The organism is Paramuribaculum intestinale, from assembly GCF_003024925.1.
Classification (GTDB): Bacteria; Bacteroidota; Bacteroidia; order Bacteroidales; family Muribaculaceae; genus Paramuribaculum; species Paramuribaculum intestinale.
On the sequence record NZ_PUED01000040.1, the window covers coordinates 1 to 16,482 of the forward strand.

A 16,482-nucleotide genomic window follows, 5' to 3' on the forward strand; every position below is an offset into this window, starting at 1 on the left:
CCATCGACAAGCGCGAATATATCGAAATTCCCCTCAATCTGAAATGGAAGATCAACGTTCCGGTAGTGGCGTCGATAGTAAAACCGTTTCTCACCACCGGCCCGTCGTTCTCGTTCCTGACCAGCAAGGAGAGCTTTCGCGAATTCAAAAACAAGAAGACCGACGTGGCGTGGAACTTCGGCTTCGGTGTAGAGCTGATAAAGCATATCCAGGTAAGCGCAAGCTACGGCATAGGCATGACCAAGGCGTTTGAGAGCGTAGGTCTGACCAACGGCGCGCAGAACATAGACGCAAAAAATCGTTACTGGACTGTAACAGCGGCATATCTGTTCTGACACACAACCTTATAGACCCACTTTTGACGCCGTTCCCGATCGGGAGCGGCGTCATTTTTTTAGGGTCAATGCAATTTTTTCGAATCTGACGCGTCAAACAGATGATATGAATGCTATCACACCGACCGACAGCACCGACCGATTCATGGATCTGCTGGCCCGCCACAGGCAGCTGATCTACAAGGTGTGTTATCTCTATGCCACAGATACTGAACATTTCAAGGATCTGTGTCAGGAGGTAATGATCAACATGTGGACCGGTCTTAATTCTTTCCGTGGCGAAGCTGCCGAGTCGACATGGATCTACCGCGTGGCGCTGAACTCATGTGTCAGCTTCTACCGCAAACACCGTCCGCGCGGGATCAACGTAGATGTCGACCAGGCCATAGAGATCGAAGCCGATGACGGATCTCATACCGAACAGCTACGCGAGATGTACCGGCTTATCGGCTCTCTCGGCAAGGTGGACAAAGCCATAGTGCTGCTGTGGCTTGAGGATTGCTCCTACGACCAGATCGCCGACATCGTCGGCATGACGCGGGCAAATGTGGCCTCGCGTCTTCACCGTATTAAACAACGACTCAGAAAACAGACAGAATGAACGAATCAATCCATCCGCAAGATATGCCCGACAACACTACTGACCTGCGCAGAGCATGGAAAAATGCCAACCTGCGCATTGACTCGCTGGAAGGCAGTGTAGAGAAGACCATCTCAGCCCTGCGGCGACGCCATGTCGATTCGAGCCTGCAGCGCCTCCGTCGCATATTCTCACGACAAATGTGGATAAGCTACATCTGTGCGCTGGTCGTGCCGGCCTCCACCTACCCAACAGCCCACGGCAACCTGTGGCTGAGCATAGCCATGTCTATATTCTTCATCATCATGGCCACAAGCATATCACGGCTACGCTCGATGCTCGACCGCGTAGACTGTTCCCACAGCAACGTGATCGGCTCGCTGAAAGCGGTAGCTTCGGTGGAGATCGGACTCAAGCGCCACACGATACTGGGAGCTTTGACCGGACTTCCGCTACTGGCATGGCTATTCCACAGCATCGGCCTGGATCATCTGCCGGCACTGGCCGGCGGTGGCATAGGACTGATCATCGGCATAGCCATCGGGATCAACGTGAAGCAAGGCATCAAGAGATCCCTGGCTGCACTTCGAGCCGATCTCGACAGCTGAACGCCCAGGTTCTGAACATAATTTAGACGATCTCTTAAAATATTTTTGTAACTTTGCCGATAAATACACATCAATCCAACCGACAATGGAAAAAGACTCAGTGATTTTTGACCTCATCGAGCGCGAACATCAGCGCCAGGCAAAGGGTATCGAACTCATCGCATCGGAGAACTTCGTCAGCGACGAGGTGATGCAGGCAATGGGTTCGTGCCTGACCAATAAATATGCCGAAGGCTATCCCGGCCACCGCTATTATGGAGGATGCGGCGTGGTCGACGAAGTGGAGCAGATAGCCATCGACCGTGCCAAAGAACTTTTCGGAGCCGAATATGTCAATGTTCAGCCCCATTCAGGCGCCCAGGCCAACATGGCCGTATTCATGGCATGCCTCAAACCCGGCGACAAATTTCTGGGTCTGAATCTCTCTCACGGCGGCCATCTGTCGCACGGATCTCCCGTCAACTTTTCAGGCCTGATGTTTCAGGCCCTTGAATATAATGTCAGCGCCGAAACCGGTCTGGTGGACTATGACCAGATGGAAGAGGTGGCGCGCCGCGAACGTCCGGCCCTGATCATCGGCGGCGCAAGCGCCTACAGCCGCGAATGGGATTATGCCCGCATGCGCCGTCTGGCCGACGAGATCGGCGCCCTGCTGATGGTCGACATGGCCCACCCTGCAGGCCTTATTGCAGCCGGACTTCTCGACAATCCGCTGCGCCACGCCCATATCGTCACCACCACCACCCACAAGACACTCCGCGGACCGCGTGGCGGCATGATACTGCTTGGCAAGGATTTCCCCAATCCCTGGGGCAAGACCACTCCCAAAGGACAGGTGCGCATGATGTCGTCGCTGCTTGATATGGCTGTGTTCCCAGGCACACAAGGCGGCCCGCTCGAACATGTCATAGCCGCCAAGGCTGTGGCCTTCGGCGAAGCTCTGAAACCGGAGTTCAAAGCCTACCAGCAACAGGTGCTCACCAACGCACGCGCCATGGCCGAAGCCCTCACACGGCGCGGTTACAAGATCGTATCAGGCGGCACAGACAACCACTGTGTGCTGGTGGATCTCCGCACAAAATTCCCCGACCTCACCGGCAAAGTCGCGGAGCGCGCACTGGTCGACGCCGACATCACGGCCAACAAGAACATGGTTCCGTTTGACAGCCGCTCACCGTTCCAGACCTCGGGCATACGATTCGGCACACCGGCCATAACCACACGCGGCGTCAAAGAGGATCAGATGGATACCATTGTGGAACTGATCGACACTGTGCTCTCCGATCCTGAAAACCAAGAAGTGATCGCAGCAGTCAGAAACCGTGTCAATGCGATGATGGAAAAATATCCGATCTTCGCGTATTGACCGACAACCGATGACATCAGGATCAACTATACTGCAACTTATGGCGGCAACACCCATCGTGTTGCCGCTCGTTGCGATTGCATGCAGCTCCGACTCTCCGCTCCGCCTGTTTCCAGCCAAAGCCAATACAACATATTGAACGGCAAAAAAGAGAGCGCAAACAATATAATCAAACAGCATATATTTTACTGATATGGGAATACTGGATTTCGTGGTGTGGAACGTCAGCCCCGACATAATCAGCAGTCCGGTCAACATCCGGTGGTACGGACTGATGTTCGCCATCGGATTTCTTGCCGGGACAAGCATTCTAGGCAGAATATACCGCCACGAAGGCGCCCCAGAGCGCTGGGTAGGCATACTGCTGATATGGGTAGTATGCGCGACGATGATCGGTGCACGCCTCGGCCATGTGTTTTTCTACGAGTGGTCATATTACAGCCAGCATCCTCTTGAAATATTCAAGATATGGGAGGGAGGCCTCGCAAGCCACGGCGGCACGATAGCGATAATCATTGCAGTATTGCTATATTCGCTGTTTACCACCCGCCGTAGTCCGATATGGACATTCGACCGCCTGGTGATACCGGTGGCTCTGGTGGCCGGCCTGATACGCATCGGCAACCTGATCAATTCGGAAATATTCGGCACTGCCACCACCCTGCCCTGGGGCTTCATGTTCCTGCGGTCGCGCCAGTGGCACGAAATGTACTATGGCCAGGCCTGCCATCCGACGCAGCTCTATGAGGCGCTCTGCTATTTCATACTGTTTGCGCTTCTTATGTGGATGTATTGGCGCAAGAATGCCGAGCAGCGTCCGGGTCTGCTGTTCGGAGTGTTTCTCATCGGGATATTTCTTCCCCGGTTTATCATCGAATTCATCAAGAACGACCAGACTGCTTTTGAAGCCGATATGGCGCTCAACATGGGACAGTTGCTGAGCATTCCGTTTGTAATAGCCGGCATAGTGCTGGTAATATGGTCATTGTGTCGTCCGAAAGTAGAGATCGCGTTTCCCGACCGCTATGCCGACGAACCGTCCGACGGCAAGCGCAGGAGATAAGCCACATTACACCAACCGAGACCCGACTGATTCGGGCTAACAGCAATCATGACAATGAACGATCATAAAGAAACCATTTTCATATCGGGCATAGACACTGACGCCGGCAAAAGTTATGCCACAGGGTGGCTTGCCTGTCAAATGGCCGCACAGGGCAGACGGGTGGCCACCATGAAGTTTATCCAGACCGGATGCGACGGACGCTCCGAGGATATAGAGATACACCGACGTCTGACAGGCACTCCCCTTCCTGAAGATGACGATCTGACTACCGCACCACAGATATTCAGCTATCCGGCATCGCCTCATCTCGCGGCACGCATCGACGGACGCAGCATAGATTTCGAGGCTATCGACAGCGCCTTGCGACGGTTGTCGGAATGCTACGACACCGTATTGGTGGAGGGAGCCGGCGGCCTGATGGTGCCACTGACCGACGAGATGCTCACCATCGACTATCCGCTTCAAAGAAATATGCCGGTGGCACTAGTGACCAATGGCCGGCTCGGATCGATCAACCACACTATACTGTCGCTTGAGGCGATTGCATCACGTGGCATGAAGCTGCATTCGATACTCTACAACACTCACTTCGACACGGATGCAGTGATAGCTCCCGACACGCAGGCCTATCTGCGGGCGTATGTGGAACGGCATTTCCCCGGCACACCGTTCATGCTCGTGCCCACACTCTGACACGAAACCGGACGGGGAGGCTGCCGCGAGCGAAACACGGAATGATGACACGGAATGGCAGCGCCGCGCCATAGTATAAAGCAAAAAAATCAGACTCAACACTTGCAGAGAGAGCGGGAATCTGTTATCTTTGCGAAAACCATTTTTTCAATCACACGCGAGCCATGAATAGCAAAAGCCTCGTTTCAATCGACGATATAAGCCGCGACGAGATACTCCAGCTTCTGGAGTCGGCGCGCCACTTCGAAGAGAATCCCAACCGACGTCTGCTTGAAGGCAAGGTTGTGGCCACACTGTTTTTCGAACCATCCACACGTACACGACTGAGCTTTGAAACGGCCGTCAACCGGCTCGGCGGACGTGTCATAGGCTTCTCCGATGCGAGCACAAGCAGCTCGGCTAAAGGAGAGACCCTCAAGGACACCATAAAGATGGTGAGCAACTACGTGGATCTGATCGTGATGCGCCACTATCTCGAAGGCGCGGCAAGATATGCCACCGAAGTGACCGACGTGCCGGTGATAAATGCCGGCGACGGCGCCAACCAGCATCCGTCGCAGACAATGCTCGACCTCTATTCGATCTACAAGACCCAGGGGAAACTGGAGGATCTTACCATCACTATGGTGGGCGATCTGAAGTATGGACGCACGGTGCATTCGCTCATCCAGGCTATGAGATACTTCAATCCGACGTTTCATTTCGTGGCTTGCGAGGAGTTGAGAATGCCCGACGAATACAAGGATCTGTGTGACCGCAACGGCATAAAGTACACCGAACACACTGACTTCTCGCCCGAAGTGATAAATGCATCCGACATACTGTACATGACACGAGTGCAGCGCGAGCGGTTCACCGACATCATGGAATATGAAAAGGTGAAAAACCTCTATACACTGCGCAACGCCATGCTTGCCGATGCCAAGGACAACCTCAGAGTGCTGCATCCGCTCCCCCGCATCACCGAGATCGATCAGGATGTGGACGACAATCCGAAAGCCTACTACTTCGATCAGGCGCGCAACGGACTGTATGCCCGCCAGGCTATAATATGCCGCGCGCTCGGCATCGAGAACGCTTGACCACCTATCCTCTCTAATCAGTAAACGTCAATGAATACCGCAAAAAAAGAGCTTGCCGTGGCGGCGCTGCGCAACGGCACAGTGATAGACCATATACCGAGTACAGCACTGTTCAAGGTTGTGAAGCTTCTCGGCATAGAGAACGTAGACACCCATGTCACGATCGGCAATAACCTTGATTCGCGACTGATGGGCAGCAAGGGAATAATAAAGATCGCCGACGTGTTTTTCCCCGAGGAGACACTCAACCGCATCGCCATCATAGCCCCCGGAGCAGTAATCAATATAATCCGTGACTTTGAGGTCGTGGAAAAACACCATGTAGAGCTTCCCGACGAGATCGTAGGGATCGTGCGTTGCGGGAATCCAAAGTGCATCACCAACAATGAGCCGATGCGCACACGCTTCACGGTGGCTCACGACAGGAATTCGCTCACGCTCCGCTGCAACTACTGCTGCAAGGAAGTGAGAAGCGCCGATGTGCAACTCTGCTGAGACAGGCGATGAAACAGATCTGGAAGCCCGGGACGATGATATATCCGTTGCCGGCGGTGCTGGTGAGCTGCGGCGACATGGAACGCTCCAACCTCATCACCGTGGCATGGACCGGCACCATCTGCACCAACCCGGCCATGTGCTATATCTCCGTCAGACCAGAGCGCCACTCTTACCCGATCATAGCATCGACGATGGAGTTCACGATCAATCTCACCACTGAAAGCATGGCTCACGCTACTGATCTCTGCGGAGTGAAGTCGGGGCGCGACATCGACAAGTGGGAGGTGACCGGACTGACAAAAGGGAAAGGCGTCAATGTGTCGTGTCCGTATATCGTGGAGTCGCCTTTAAGCATCGAATGCCGCGTGAAGGAGATAATGCATCTCGGCAGTCATGACATGATGATAGCCGAGGTGCTCGGCGTGCTTGCCGACGACAGTCTGCTTGATCCGTCGACCGGCGCTTTCGATCTCGGACAGGCCGGACTCATCAACTACTCACATGGCCATTACTACCGTCAAGGCGAGGAGATAGGCCGGTTTGGCTGGACTGTCAAAAAGAAATGACCGCGATAGCCTTGCTTGTAACGGTGGCTCTGCTGGTGGGCACGGCCACGATGTACGTGCGCTCGCAGCGCCGTCTGCACGAGTCGGAACAACAGCGCGTCAGGCTGGAGGAACGCCTAAGACTGGCCGCCACGGCCGCCGAGGAAGAACGGTGTCGGCGCGACGAGGATGCCGAACGGTTCAGACACATTGCATCGGATATAATGGCTGCTCAGGCCAGCGACATGCGGCATCGCAACGAGGAGCGGCTGCAACAGGTGCTCGCGCCGCTAAAAGCCGACATAGAGCGATTCAGCGCCACCGTGGGACAATGTTATGCCGATGAGGCGCGTGAGCGTTTCTCGCTGCAACAGGCTATACGCACTCTGGTGGAAACCAACCAGAACATCGGACGCGAGGCTCGCGAACTATCGCAGGCTCTGCGCGGCAACAACCGCCGTCAGGGACAATGGGGCGAGATAGTGCTCCAGACAATACTTGAAAAATCAGGACTCCGCGAAGGGCATGAGTTCACCACACAGGCTTCACACGACACCGGAACCGACGAGGGAGAGAGGCTAAGGCTTCGTCCGGACGTAGTGGTGCACTATCCCGACCGAAGGTGTATAATTATCGATTCAAAAGCCTCGCTCACAGCCTTTATCGAGCTGACCGAGGCGCGCGACGACGAGGCGCGCAAACTTGCAGCCCGCCGCCACGTGGAGTCGGTGCGACGCCATGTGGATATGCTCGGGGCAAAACATTACGAGAATCTTGCCGGCGACGAAACGCTCGACTTCGTCATGATGTTCATACCCAACGAGGCGGCATATCTGGCCGCTATGCAACACGATGCCGATCTATGGCAACGGGCCTATGACAAGAGGGTGCTGATAGTGTCGCCGACACATCTCATATCGGCGTTAAGGCTGATATCGCAGCTATGGGTGCGCGACAAGCAGACGCGCAACACCATAGAGATAGCCGAAGCCGCCGGGCGGATGTACGACAAATTTTCCGACTTTGTAAAGGATCTCAACAAGATCGGCGCATCGCTCGGTGCTGCACAACGAGCCTATGATGCGGCCGTCAACAAACTCAGCGGCGGCAAGGGATCGCTGATGTCAAGAGCCGAGAAACTTCAGGAGATGGGTGCCAAGGTGAGCAAGCAGCTTCGCAAGGAGTGACGTACGTTATCCGCCCCGCCCCACTACATAGATTTTTTCTTTCAGATTTCGTCGAGCTGCCGGAGCCACATGGCTGCGGTGGCGTCGGAAGGCATGCGCCAGTCGCCACGAGGCGACAGACCTACGCTGCCCACTTTGGGGCCGTCAGGCATGGCCTGACGCTTGAACTGCTGGGTAAAGAATCTGCGGCAGAACGTGCGAAGCCAGTGCATTATGACTTCCGGGGCATAAGCGCTACGGAATGCGTTGATGGCAAGATAATAGATGCGCCGCGGCGAAAATCCGAAACGGATGAAGTAGAACAGGAAGAAATCATGAAGCTCGTAAGGTCCGACAAGATCCTCTGTCTTCTGCTTGATGGCGCCCTCGCTGTCGGCCGGAGTCAGTTCGGGGCTGATGGGTGTGGAAACGACGTCGGCGAGCGTGGCCGCGAGCTTAGGCTCCGCCTGCGACGCGAACCAGCTGACGATGCTGCGGATCAGCGTTTTCGGTACTCCGGCATTGATAGAATACATCGACATCTGGTCGCCATTGTAGGTGCACCATCCAAGAGCGATCTCCGACATGTCGCCGGTGCCGATCACTATTGCTTCTTCCTGATTGGCCACGTCCATCAGTATCTGTGTGCGCTCTCTCGCCTGTGCATTCTCATAGGCGGCATCATGCACATGCGGATCATGTCGGATGTCGGCGAAATGCTGCATTACAGCCGTTGAAATAGGAATTTCCCTCATCGTGATACCAAGACAGCGCATCATTTCAAGTGCATTGGTATAGGTGCGGTCGGTGGTGCCGAATCCGGGCATAGTTATGCCGATTATGCCGCTGCGGTCATACCCCAGACGGTCGAACGTGCGCACGGTGATAAGAAGTGCGAGCGTAGAATCCAGGCCGCCTGAAATACCGATAACGGCCCGGCGACATCCGATGGCCGTCAGCCGCTGCGAGAGAGCCGTCACAAGAATATGATCCACTTCCTCGCATGTATCGGCAAGGCTTGTCGGATCTGATGGCACGAACGGATGCGGATCGATGGTGCGATAGGTCAGTCCGTAATCCATGTCAAACGGACTTTCGGGCGGGATTTCCGTGAGCCTCGGCGCCTGACGCCCGTGCCGGCGCGCGCAGTCGGCGAATGTGGAACTGTGGATGCGGTCGTGGCGCAGAGCCTCAATATCGATGTCGGCTATAACGCAGTTGTCATCGGGGTTCCAGCGGTCGTTTGCCACAAGCAGGCGTCCCTGTTCGGCCACAATGGCCTTGCCGGAGAACACAACATCGGACGACGACTCTCCCCTGCCCGCCGACGCATAGACATAACCGGCTTTGCAACGCGCCGACTGCTGGCGGATGAGAGTGAGCGACGAAGCATGCTTGCCGACAAGCTCGTCGGACGCCGAGAGATTGAAGATCACCTCGGCTCCGGCCATGGCCAGCGAGCAGGAGGGCGGCACAGTGACCCACAGGTCCTCGCAGATCTCCATGCCGATATAAACTCCATGGGTCAGTATTACAGGCTGGTATTCATCGTTGGGCGCCGGAGCAAACCATCGGCGCTCGTAGAATTCATTATAATTAGGTATATAAGTCTTGCGGATTATCGTCGACACGCCTTTGGATACGTGGGCGGCACAATTGAATACTGTGCCCTCCGACGCCACCGGCAGGCCGACGATCAGATCAATAGTCTTATCGCGAGTGAAATCCTCGATACGACGCAGGCCGGCCAACGCTTTCTGCAACAGAAGCTCTGTGTGGAACAGATCGCCGCATGTATAACCCGTGATGCTCAACTCCGGGAACACCACCACCTCTACACCCTTGGCGTCAAGCTCCGCGGCATAGCGGATAATGACATCGACATTTGCATCGACATCAGCCACTCTGACATGAGGCGCCACGGCCGCAACTCTGAAAAATCCGTTGGTCATATATATCTATGTATTCTGTTAGCACGTTAAATGTTGTCGCGTGCAAAATTACAAAAAGCCTTTTATCGCATATTCTAAAAATGGCTAAAAAATCGAGGTGATTTTGTGTTTACTCAATTAATCCGTAATTTTGCGTGAACATTTACACAGATCCTTTCACTGACACTATGTCGCATATCAACCTCAGAGGAATGGGCGTGGCACTTATCACGCCGTTCAAAAAAGACAAATCAGTCGATTATCAGGCGCTGGCACGCCTGCTCGACTATCAGATAAAAAACGGGGTAGACTATCTTGTGGTGCTGGGCACTACGGCCGAGACGCCGGCACTCAGCCCCGAGGAGCGGCGTGACATAAAACAATTCGTGGCCGACCACGTCGGAGGTCGCGTGCCCCTGGTAGTAGGCTGCGGCGGCAACTGCACCGCCGACGTTGTCAAAGAGGCCGAGCGCGTGGACAGCTCGCAGTTCGACGCCATACTGTCGGTAGTCCCCTACTACAACAAACCATCTCAGGAGGGCATCTACCAGCACTATTCGGCCATAGCGAAGGCATCGCCTGTGCCGGTGATACTGTATAACGTTCCAGGACGTACCGGCGTCAACATGACCGCCGACACTACCCTGCGGCTCGCCGCCGACCATCCGGGCATAGTGGCGATAAAAGAAGCTTCGGGCAACATCAACCAGATGGACGATATAATCAAACACAAGTCCGACAGCTTCTCGGTGATATCGGGCGATGACGGCATCACCTTTCCGCTGATCACTCTCGGCGCTATAGGAGTGATCTCAGTGATAGGCAACGCCTTTCCAAAAGAATTCGCCAAAATGACACGTCTGGCGCTCGAAGGAGATTTCGATGCAGCCCGCATGATCCACCACCGCTTCACCGACCTGTTCTCGCTGCTGTTTGTCGACGGCAATCCCGCAGGCGTGAAATGCCTGCTCCATGCTATGGGATTTATAGAGAACGAGTTACGCCTTCCTCTTGTTCCGACGCGCATCACTACTTACGAAAAGATACGCAAAGTGCTTGACTCGCTCAACTAAATTTTGTAACTTTGCGCCCGTAAATACGCCAATCGGTCCGGTAGCTCAGCTGGATAGAGCATCTGCCTTCTAAGCAGACGGTCATGCGTTCGAGTCGCATCCGGATCACATAATATAAAGTGTTGAAAATAAGCTAATTAAAGTTTATTCTCAACGCTTTATTTGTATCTATTAGTGAAATTTAGGCTCTTTTATCGGCTCAAGCCGAAAGCACGGTGCATATGTTAAATTGGGCAATTAGAAGTGTTAAATTTTTAAGCGTAGAGTTTGACCAATCGGAAGATGAAGAAGTCGCGGTCTCGGACACCACGCATTTGTGAGCGAAATATTTTGACTTTAGAGTTGAATGCCTCGGCAGAGGCATTGGTCGCATGATGACGGAAGTAGTTCAGGCTCAAGCCGAAAGCACGGTGCATATGTTAAATTGGGCAATTAGAAGTGTTAAATTTTTAGGCGTAGAGTTTGACTAATCGGGCTCAAGCCGAAAAGCACGGTGCATATGTTAAATTGGGCAATTAGAAGTGTTAAATTTTTAGGCGTAGAGTTTGACTAATCGGAAGATGAAGAAGTCGCGGTCCCGGACACCACGCATTTGTGAGCGAAATATTTTGACTTTAGAGTTGAATGCCTCGGCAGAGGCATTGGTCGCACGACGACGGAAATAGTTCAGGATTGTTGGGGCGTGGTTCTTGAATGTTTTGATTACCGAGCGGAAGTTGTTGTTACCCAATGCCATTACCTTTTCATACCACTTGTTCATCCTCCCCATGGCTTTTGTCGGTGAGATTTTAGCGTTGAAAATCTTGCGCAGCTCCATCGCAAGGCTGTATGCAGCCTTCAACATTGGATAGTATTTGAACAGTATGTTGACACGATGGCGCTGTATGTCAGTCCATTTGTTCTGCGACATCATCAGAGTGTGTTTGCTGCGGGCCAGTATCTGGCGCATGGTCTCTCCGTTGGAGTACGTTACCGGCGGTTCGGACTTGTTGCGGTTGTTTTCCTCTGCGATGAGCTGTCGGCGAATGTCAATGCGGATTTCGTCAACGGCCTCATTATAGACCTGTTGGACATGAAAACGGTCGTTGACTACATGGGCGTTATAGAACACTTCTGCGGCTATGAGCATCATTGATGGCGAGAGATCGCAGGTCACTTCCTTGACCCTGCGTCTGATTGATTTCTCCATAGCTCCGATGAGTATGGATATAATTTCGTCACTCTTTGTTCCGGGAATGGCTGCCGCAAGTGTTCCCTTGCCTCCGTGGCCGTCCTTGTTGGTCAGGAACGTCCATACCTCCCCGTTGCTCAGACACGTCTCATCAAGACTCATGTAAGGGCCGATATTATCGGCGTTGAAATAGAACCCACAGCCAAGCTCCTGTTCGCACCAGTCGGCGTAACCGCTTATCTTATTGCGGTACAAGTCGGCAAAATGTTTGCCGTTGACGCAGTACATCTGCGCTATCTGTTTAATCGACAGGGCTGTCGTCTCCACCTTCGTCTTTTAAAAAAGCCACGAACTCGGCGCTGAGTCGTGTTCCTTCCTCGTTGGGAAGTTCGAGATTGTAGCTGAAGATTTCGTTGGTCTGCCTGTCCCACCACTTGTTCTTGCGCATGTGAAGAAATACAGGCCGTCCACGCATCGGATAGTCCTGTATTGTTACATAATCCGTATAGCCTCGCGCTACGATATTTGGATTACGATAGTCTTCATCAGACAGTTTCTTCTTTTCGTCAAGCCATATGTCATAGGACTGTTCCGTGCGCTCGAAGCGCACCATTTCAAATAGTTCGTCCATGCCCTCGGGCAGGCACATCCATATTGCATCTGCGGTTTTCATGCCACAAATTTAACACTTTTCTCAAAATTCATGCACCGTGCTTTCGGCTTGACCCGTTTTTAGGTGGGTAGGGTTTGTTAATTGATGTTAGAAAATTGGGGCGTGGAACGATTGTATTAACACTTTAATCTATTGATTTTCAGGCAAATACACCCGTGGAACAATTTTGAATTAAAAAACAGTCTCAAAAATCGAGTTACGGAGCTATCGCGGACGATGCTGCCACGTTGTTTTAGTATCTTATCCATAATTTCCCGGCTATAGATTCCATGACCCCAAAATTAGCGAAATAATCCGAAAAACAAACCGATTGGTTTGTTTTTAACACATAAAAAAGCGGCTGAAAACACAAAACCGCTCGAATTTTAACATTTCAGGCTTTTAACAGCGAATAGACGAAGCGCAGTTCCCTTGCAAGCCGTTGTATGTCAAGCCCCCTCAAAAAAGACTGCTCAAAGGACAGACCGAAAAACACCTGCCGGAACAGCATGGCTGTGTCCTCGATGTCCACATCCTGCCGTATCTCCCCTGTGTCCTTTGCCGACTGTATGGCGGCTCTCCAAAACTCGTAGTCCTGCCGGAACATGCCTGCTATCTTTTCCTCCACATCCGGATAATAAAGCCGTACCTGCATCATAAGATGGTAATAATAGAAATTGAAGCTGCATCCTGCCGGATTGTTGCCGTCATCAAGAAGCGATATGAGTTTCCGCATGGTCTGTTCCACACCTTTTATATATTGTTCGATAAATTCCGACAGGGTGGCAGCCTTGAAACGGAACTTATTTGCCACCGACTGCATCCCGAAAACATATTTATCTATAACCGCAACAAAAAGATCCAGCTTTATCGGATAATAGTACACCAGCCCGGCTTTCGTCAGCCCGCAGGCTTTTCCGATCTCTACCTGACTTGCCTTCTCATAATTCATCTTGGCGAAAACGCGCAGTGCGTTTTCAAGCACTTCTTCACGGTTGGTTATCATGATAAAATTAAATTGATTGATATTTATCTTCCAAAGATAGGACATTATCTTGAGATACAGGTAAGAAACGCTGAAGAATCTTCCATATTCAGATAGACCGACCGCGTCTGCATAACAGTGCGGTCGGTCTGTAATGGCATGGGTCATATCTTTATCCCTTTCGGGCGGTTTTCATTCTTTAACTGAAAACCCGGACGTCCGATGATGACATGGTCGGCAATTTCATTGCCCGATGGACTTCGTTCATTCATTGGGTTGCGAATCCGGGGAGCTTCCTCGGTATGCTGTGACGGCAAGTTCCGTACACCTTCCGCATCCGGTCTGACCTCCTGCCCGTCGTTTTCCTTTTCGGCGACTTCGGGCGTAGGCGGCGCAAGTTCCAGCTGGATCTTGCGGTCAAGCGCGGCAAGTTCGGACTTCAACTGTTTCAGCTCGTCCTCCTTTTTCCACACCTTGCCCGCTATCTCCTGCAACTGCGGAATCTCCTTTTCCAGCACCTCGTTCTTTGCCTTGTACTGGTCGATGGTGGAGGGTATCTTCTCCAGCCATAGGGCGACCACGCTCCATTTTCAGCTTGAAAAATCAAGCCATTAACTGAATATCCCTAATTAAAATCCGTTTCATGCTGTCATTGGTTTATTGCTTGTTTTAATGTTTTTGATTGCCTGTAGAAAGGAACTGATAAAGGAATGAAGATAATACAAGAGCATCAGATAGGAATATGAGGGGGCTCCTTCATCAAAATCTTCATGGGTCATCCCTTTGGAATGTATGGCGATGCTGTGTTCGATAAAACCTTTCTCCAAACCCGCATCTCCATTAATCTTCACTGTATCAACATTTGAACTGAGTATGCTGTCAGCTAATTGAGACAGTCGGACAATCCCTCCACGAATTGTTTCGATCTCACATTTGTAAGAGATAGGTATATAGCCATCCGGGGACGTGACAAGATGACGTGTGGTTTCGGCAATCTTGTCCGTAGCCTCAAGCATATATTCACAATATAGCGCAGTCCTGCCGATAGTATCATCAGAGTCCGCCGAACAATTCCGGACTTTCTCACTGATTATGTCAATGGTTTCTGACCCGATTCGATGATTCTTGCAAACGGCTATACTGTCATTGTTTGAAAGACATTTCAGCGCTTTGTCGATAATCGGACCGCATGACTGCATCGTCACGGTCAAACAAGACTTTCCGACAGGACTATTGGGAATAATACAACACATTTCCTTGATTTTGTGTCTGCGTATATGCCGTCGCAACATAACGATGATTCCGGCCAGAGCCATTATCGAGAGAACTGTAACGTACATGATTTATAGTATTTCTTCGATACAAAGTAACCGCATTTTTATTTCACGTTTATATCGGAAATATTAGACAAATATTAAAATCTATCAGTCAATTACGACATAAAAAAGATGGGAGACATGCACTCCCATCTCAACCTTTGGTACAATCCTTTTTACTTAGACTTTATACTGTGGGCACCATGATTTTGGCAGGGCGTGTGCGGAAATCTGAGTCGCGCAGCTTGGCAAACGCCCGCAGATATTTCCTTATTGACGATACCATTTCCTGCGTTTCCTGAAGCATATTGACATAGACATACAGAACAGCCATTGCCGATGTGTCTCCGTCGCGGAGCTGGTCATGCACACGATGATATGTGTCGGAAACAGTATCCTTTATCTCGTCACAGTGTTGGCGAAGAGTGCTTATCGTATCTGTATCCCCGCTCTCCATAAGTTTGACGGTATCATTGAACAGTGTACTTATTTGTGTCCGTATCATCTCGTATTCAGTAATATATTTGGGAGGCAGAGGAAGGAAATTGTTGTCGACATGCTCTTTGCAGACCTCGTTGATGCGGCGCAGGTTGTAAAGTATGCCCATACAGCAGTTGTTGCTGAGATAGAACCAAGTGCTTTTTTCTATCGCCATCTCGCGTGTCAAATGACGCAGGCACAGAGTTTCCTTCCGACGAGCGTTTTTAAGCGTGGTTTTCTGGCGGGCGAGGCTTGACTCCGTTTTGCTCAGCACCCCGGAACTTTCAGTTATGAAAGCCGATGTTATATCCCGGTATTTTTCCTCGGCATAGGTCATGAACTTCTCTTGTTGCTCGGTGATATACATCATAAGCAACGGCCATGTCTGCTCCCGATCCTGAGTGGATATTATAGTCTGGAACAGTGCATCACCGTTATCTTCTTCTGTCTTCTTTCTGAACCTCCGGTTGCTGTTGATGATTATGAATATCGTCAAAGCCGCCAACAGAAGCATCACCCACTGACCACCATAGTGCATTGCTGCAACAATCAGTCCTGCGCCGATAAACGCCGCACCCGCAGTAAGAAACCAACCGCCGATTACGGAAATCACGCCGGTGATGCGGAACACAGCACTTTCACGCCCCCATGCCCTGTCGGCAAGAGAAGTACCCATAGCGACCATAAATGTTACGAAAGTGGTTGACAGGGGCAGTTTCAGCGAGGTGCCGAGGGCAATGAGTGCTCCGGCAAGCACCAGATTGACAGAGCCGCGTATGAGGTCGAAAGCCGCACCTTGATCCATAATGGTCTCATCCACATTAAAACGACGGTTGAACCAACGGCGTACTTTCGCGGGTGTGACACGCCATAACCAAGAAAGGAATGATAAGGTCCATCTTACCAGCCGCCGGGCAATGCGGGAAGAACCAAAC

18 protein-coding genes, 1 tRNA gene and 1 pseudogene are annotated in these 16,482 nt (G+C 51.9%); 12 read left to right on the forward strand and 8 right to left on the reverse strand.

Features of this window, described 5'->3' with window-relative positions; genetic code table 11:
* From C5O24_RS04660 to C5O24_RS04705, 10 genes are all read left to right on the forward strand, one after another.
* On the forward strand, window positions 1-335 hold a 335-nt coding region (locus tag C5O24_RS04660), incomplete at its 5' end, for an outer membrane beta-barrel protein (protein WP_161553806.1).
* Between the two features lie 106 nt (window positions 336-441).
* The gene (locus C5O24_RS04665) at window positions 442-936 is read left to right on the forward strand and encodes an RNA polymerase sigma factor (RefSeq protein ID WP_107036736.1); all 495 of its coding nucleotides are present in this window, start codon (window positions 442-444) and stop codon (window positions 934-936) included.
* A complete protein-coding gene (locus C5O24_RS04670; RefSeq protein WP_107036737.1) occupies window positions 933-1,523 on the forward strand; it encodes a hypothetical protein in 591 nt (196 codons plus the stop codon). The genes C5O24_RS04665 and C5O24_RS04670 overlap by 4 nt, the downstream gene beginning before the upstream one ends.
* A gap of 85 nt (window positions 1,524-1,608) precedes the next feature.
* Window positions 1,609-2,889: a serine hydroxymethyltransferase gene (gene glyA / locus C5O24_RS04675; protein ID WP_107036738.1), complete on the forward strand. Its 1,281-nt coding sequence runs from the start codon at window positions 1,609-1,611 to the stop codon at window positions 2,887-2,889.
* Window positions 2,890-3,088: 199 nt separating this feature from the next.
* On the forward strand, window positions 3,089-3,952 hold the full coding sequence (lgt, locus tag C5O24_RS04680; protein ID WP_370527964.1) for a prolipoprotein diacylglyceryl transferase: 864 nt from the start codon (window positions 3,089-3,091) through the stop codon (window positions 3,950-3,952).
* A 54-nt stretch (window positions 3,953-4,006) separates the two neighbouring features.
* The gene (gene bioD / locus C5O24_RS04685; protein WP_107681526.1) at window positions 4,007-4,648 is read left to right on the forward strand and encodes a dethiobiotin synthase; all 642 of its coding nucleotides are present in this window, start codon (window positions 4,007-4,009) and stop codon (window positions 4,646-4,648) included.
* A gap of 164 nt (window positions 4,649-4,812) precedes the next feature.
* A complete protein-coding gene (gene pyrB / locus C5O24_RS04690; RefSeq protein ID WP_107681527.1) occupies window positions 4,813-5,730 on the forward strand; it encodes an aspartate carbamoyltransferase in 918 nt (305 codons plus the stop codon).
* Between the two features lie 30 nt (window positions 5,731-5,760).
* On the forward strand, window positions 5,761-6,225 hold the full coding sequence (gene pyrI / locus C5O24_RS04695) for an aspartate carbamoyltransferase regulatory subunit (RefSeq protein ID WP_107681528.1): 465 nt from the start codon (window positions 5,761-5,763) through the stop codon (window positions 6,223-6,225).
* A gap of 8 nt (window positions 6,226-6,233) precedes the next feature.
* Entirely contained in the window at window positions 6,234-6,794 is a 561-nt protein-coding gene (locus C5O24_RS04700) for a flavin reductase family protein (protein ID WP_107681529.1), read from the forward strand.
* Window positions 6,791-7,960 (forward strand): DNA recombination protein RmuC, encoded by a 1,170-nt coding sequence (locus C5O24_RS04705; RefSeq protein ID WP_107681530.1) that lies wholly within the window; start codon window positions 6,791-6,793, stop codon window positions 7,958-7,960. The genes C5O24_RS04700 and C5O24_RS04705 overlap by 4 nt, the downstream gene beginning before the upstream one ends.
* 41 nt (window positions 7,961-8,001) lie before the next feature.
* Here C5O24_RS04705 and C5O24_RS04710 read toward each other — a convergent pair whose 3' ends face one another.
* Window positions 8,002-9,891: an NAD(+) synthase gene (locus C5O24_RS04710; RefSeq protein ID WP_107036745.1), complete on the reverse strand. Its 1,890-nt coding sequence runs from the start codon at window positions 9,889-9,891 to the stop codon at window positions 8,002-8,004.
* A gap of 167 nt (window positions 9,892-10,058) precedes the next feature.
* Between C5O24_RS04710 and dapA the strand changes: the two genes are divergently transcribed.
* Both dapA and C5O24_RS04720 read left to right on the forward strand, forming a co-directional pair.
* Window positions 10,059-10,943, forward strand: coding sequence for a 4-hydroxy-tetrahydrodipicolinate synthase (dapA, locus tag C5O24_RS04715; RefSeq protein WP_107036746.1), 885 nt, complete (start codon window positions 10,059-10,061; stop codon window positions 10,941-10,943).
* Between the two features lie 34 nt (window positions 10,944-10,977).
* Window positions 10,978-11,051: transfer RNA gene (locus tag C5O24_RS04720), tRNA-Arg, on the forward strand.
* Between the two features lie 146 nt (window positions 11,052-11,197).
* Here the strand turns inward: C5O24_RS04720 and C5O24_RS04725 are convergent.
* From C5O24_RS04725 to C5O24_RS04755, 7 genes and pseudogenes are all read right to left on the reverse strand, one after another.
* Window positions 11,198-11,359, reverse strand: coding sequence for a transposase (locus C5O24_RS04725; protein ID WP_107037110.1), 162 nt, complete (start codon window positions 11,357-11,359; stop codon window positions 11,198-11,200).
* Window positions 11,360-11,475: 116 nt separating this feature from the next.
* Window positions 11,476-12,441 (reverse strand): ISAon1 family transposase, encoded by a 966-nt coding sequence (locus C5O24_RS04730; RefSeq protein ID WP_237613087.1) that lies wholly within the window; start codon window positions 12,439-12,441, stop codon window positions 11,476-11,478.
* Window positions 12,416-12,787, reverse strand: a complete 372-nt coding sequence (locus C5O24_RS04735) for an ISAon1 family transposase N-terminal region protein (protein ID WP_107037111.1) — start codon at window positions 12,785-12,787, stop codon at window positions 12,416-12,418. Before C5O24_RS04735 ends, C5O24_RS04730 begins: the two co-directional genes overlap by 26 nt.
* 373 nt (window positions 12,788-13,160) lie before the next feature.
* Window positions 13,161-13,772: a TetR/AcrR family transcriptional regulator gene (locus C5O24_RS04740; RefSeq protein WP_065540271.1), complete on the reverse strand. Its 612-nt coding sequence runs from the start codon at window positions 13,770-13,772 to the stop codon at window positions 13,161-13,163.
* A gap of 143 nt (window positions 13,773-13,915) precedes the next feature.
* Window positions 13,916-14,317 (reverse strand): annotated as a pseudogene (locus C5O24_RS04745) (hypothetical protein); the annotation flags it as partial.
* A 75-nt stretch (window positions 14,318-14,392) separates the two neighbouring features.
* Window positions 14,393-14,767 carry a hypothetical protein gene (locus C5O24_RS13770; RefSeq protein ID WP_133165465.1) on the reverse strand — a complete coding sequence of 125 codons (375 nt, stop codon included), beginning with the start codon at window positions 14,765-14,767 and terminating at the stop codon, window positions 14,393-14,395.
* Window positions 14,768-15,254: 487 nt separating this feature from the next.
* A complete protein-coding gene (locus C5O24_RS04755) occupies window positions 15,255-16,352 on the reverse strand; it encodes an inorganic phosphate transporter (protein ID WP_107681532.1) in 1,098 nt (365 codons plus the stop codon).
* Window positions 16,353-16,482: the final 130 nt, after the last annotated feature.

Bases quoted from the DNA above. Each gene is read 5' to 3' on its own strand.
- C5O24_RS04665 (WP_107036736.1), top strand. From the start codon at position 442: ATGAATGCTATCACACCGACCGACAGCACCGACCGATTCATGGATCTG.
- C5O24_RS04670 (WP_107036737.1), top strand. From the start codon at position 933: ATGAACGAATCAATCCATCCGCAAGATATGCCCGACAACACTACTGAC.
- glyA (WP_107036738.1), top strand. From the start codon at position 1,609: ATGGAAAAAGACTCAGTGATTTTTGACCTCATCGAGCGCGAACATCAG.
- bioD (WP_107681526.1), top strand. From the start codon at position 4,007: ATGAACGATCATAAAGAAACCATTTTCATATCGGGCATAGACACTGAC.
- pyrB (WP_107681527.1), top strand. From the start codon at position 4,813: ATGAATAGCAAAAGCCTCGTTTCAATCGACGATATAAGCCGCGACGAG.
- pyrI (WP_107681528.1), top strand. From the start codon at position 5,761: ATGAATACCGCAAAAAAAGAGCTTGCCGTGGCGGCGCTGCGCAACGGC.
- C5O24_RS04700 (WP_107681529.1), top strand. From the start codon at position 6,234: ATGAAACAGATCTGGAAGCCCGGGACGATGATATATCCGTTGCCGGCG.
- C5O24_RS04705 (WP_107681530.1), top strand. From the start codon at position 6,791: ATGACCGCGATAGCCTTGCTTGTAACGGTGGCTCTGCTGGTGGGCACG.
- C5O24_RS04710 (WP_107036745.1), bottom strand. From the start codon at position 9,891: ATGACCAACGGATTTTTCAGAGTTGCGGCCGTGGCGCCTCATGTCAGA.
- dapA (WP_107036746.1), top strand. From the start codon at position 10,059: ATGTCGCATATCAACCTCAGAGGAATGGGCGTGGCACTTATCACGCCG.
- C5O24_RS04725 (WP_107037110.1), bottom strand. From the start codon at position 11,359: ATGCACCGTGCTTTCGGCTTGAGCCTGAACTACTTCCGTCATCATGCG.
- C5O24_RS04735 (WP_107037111.1), bottom strand. From the start codon at position 12,787: ATGAAAACCGCAGATGCAATATGGATGTGCCTGCCCGAGGGCATGGAC.
- C5O24_RS04740 (WP_065540271.1), bottom strand. From the start codon at position 13,772: ATGATAACCAACCGTGAAGAAGTGCTTGAAAACGCACTGCGCGTTTTC.
- C5O24_RS13770 (WP_133165465.1), bottom strand. From the start codon at position 14,767: ATGCTTGAGGCTACGGACAAGATTGCCGAAACCACACGTCATCTTGTC.
- C5O24_RS04755 (WP_107681532.1), bottom strand. From the start codon at position 16,352: ATGGATCAAGGTGCGGCTTTCGACCTCATACGCGGCTCTGTCAATCTG.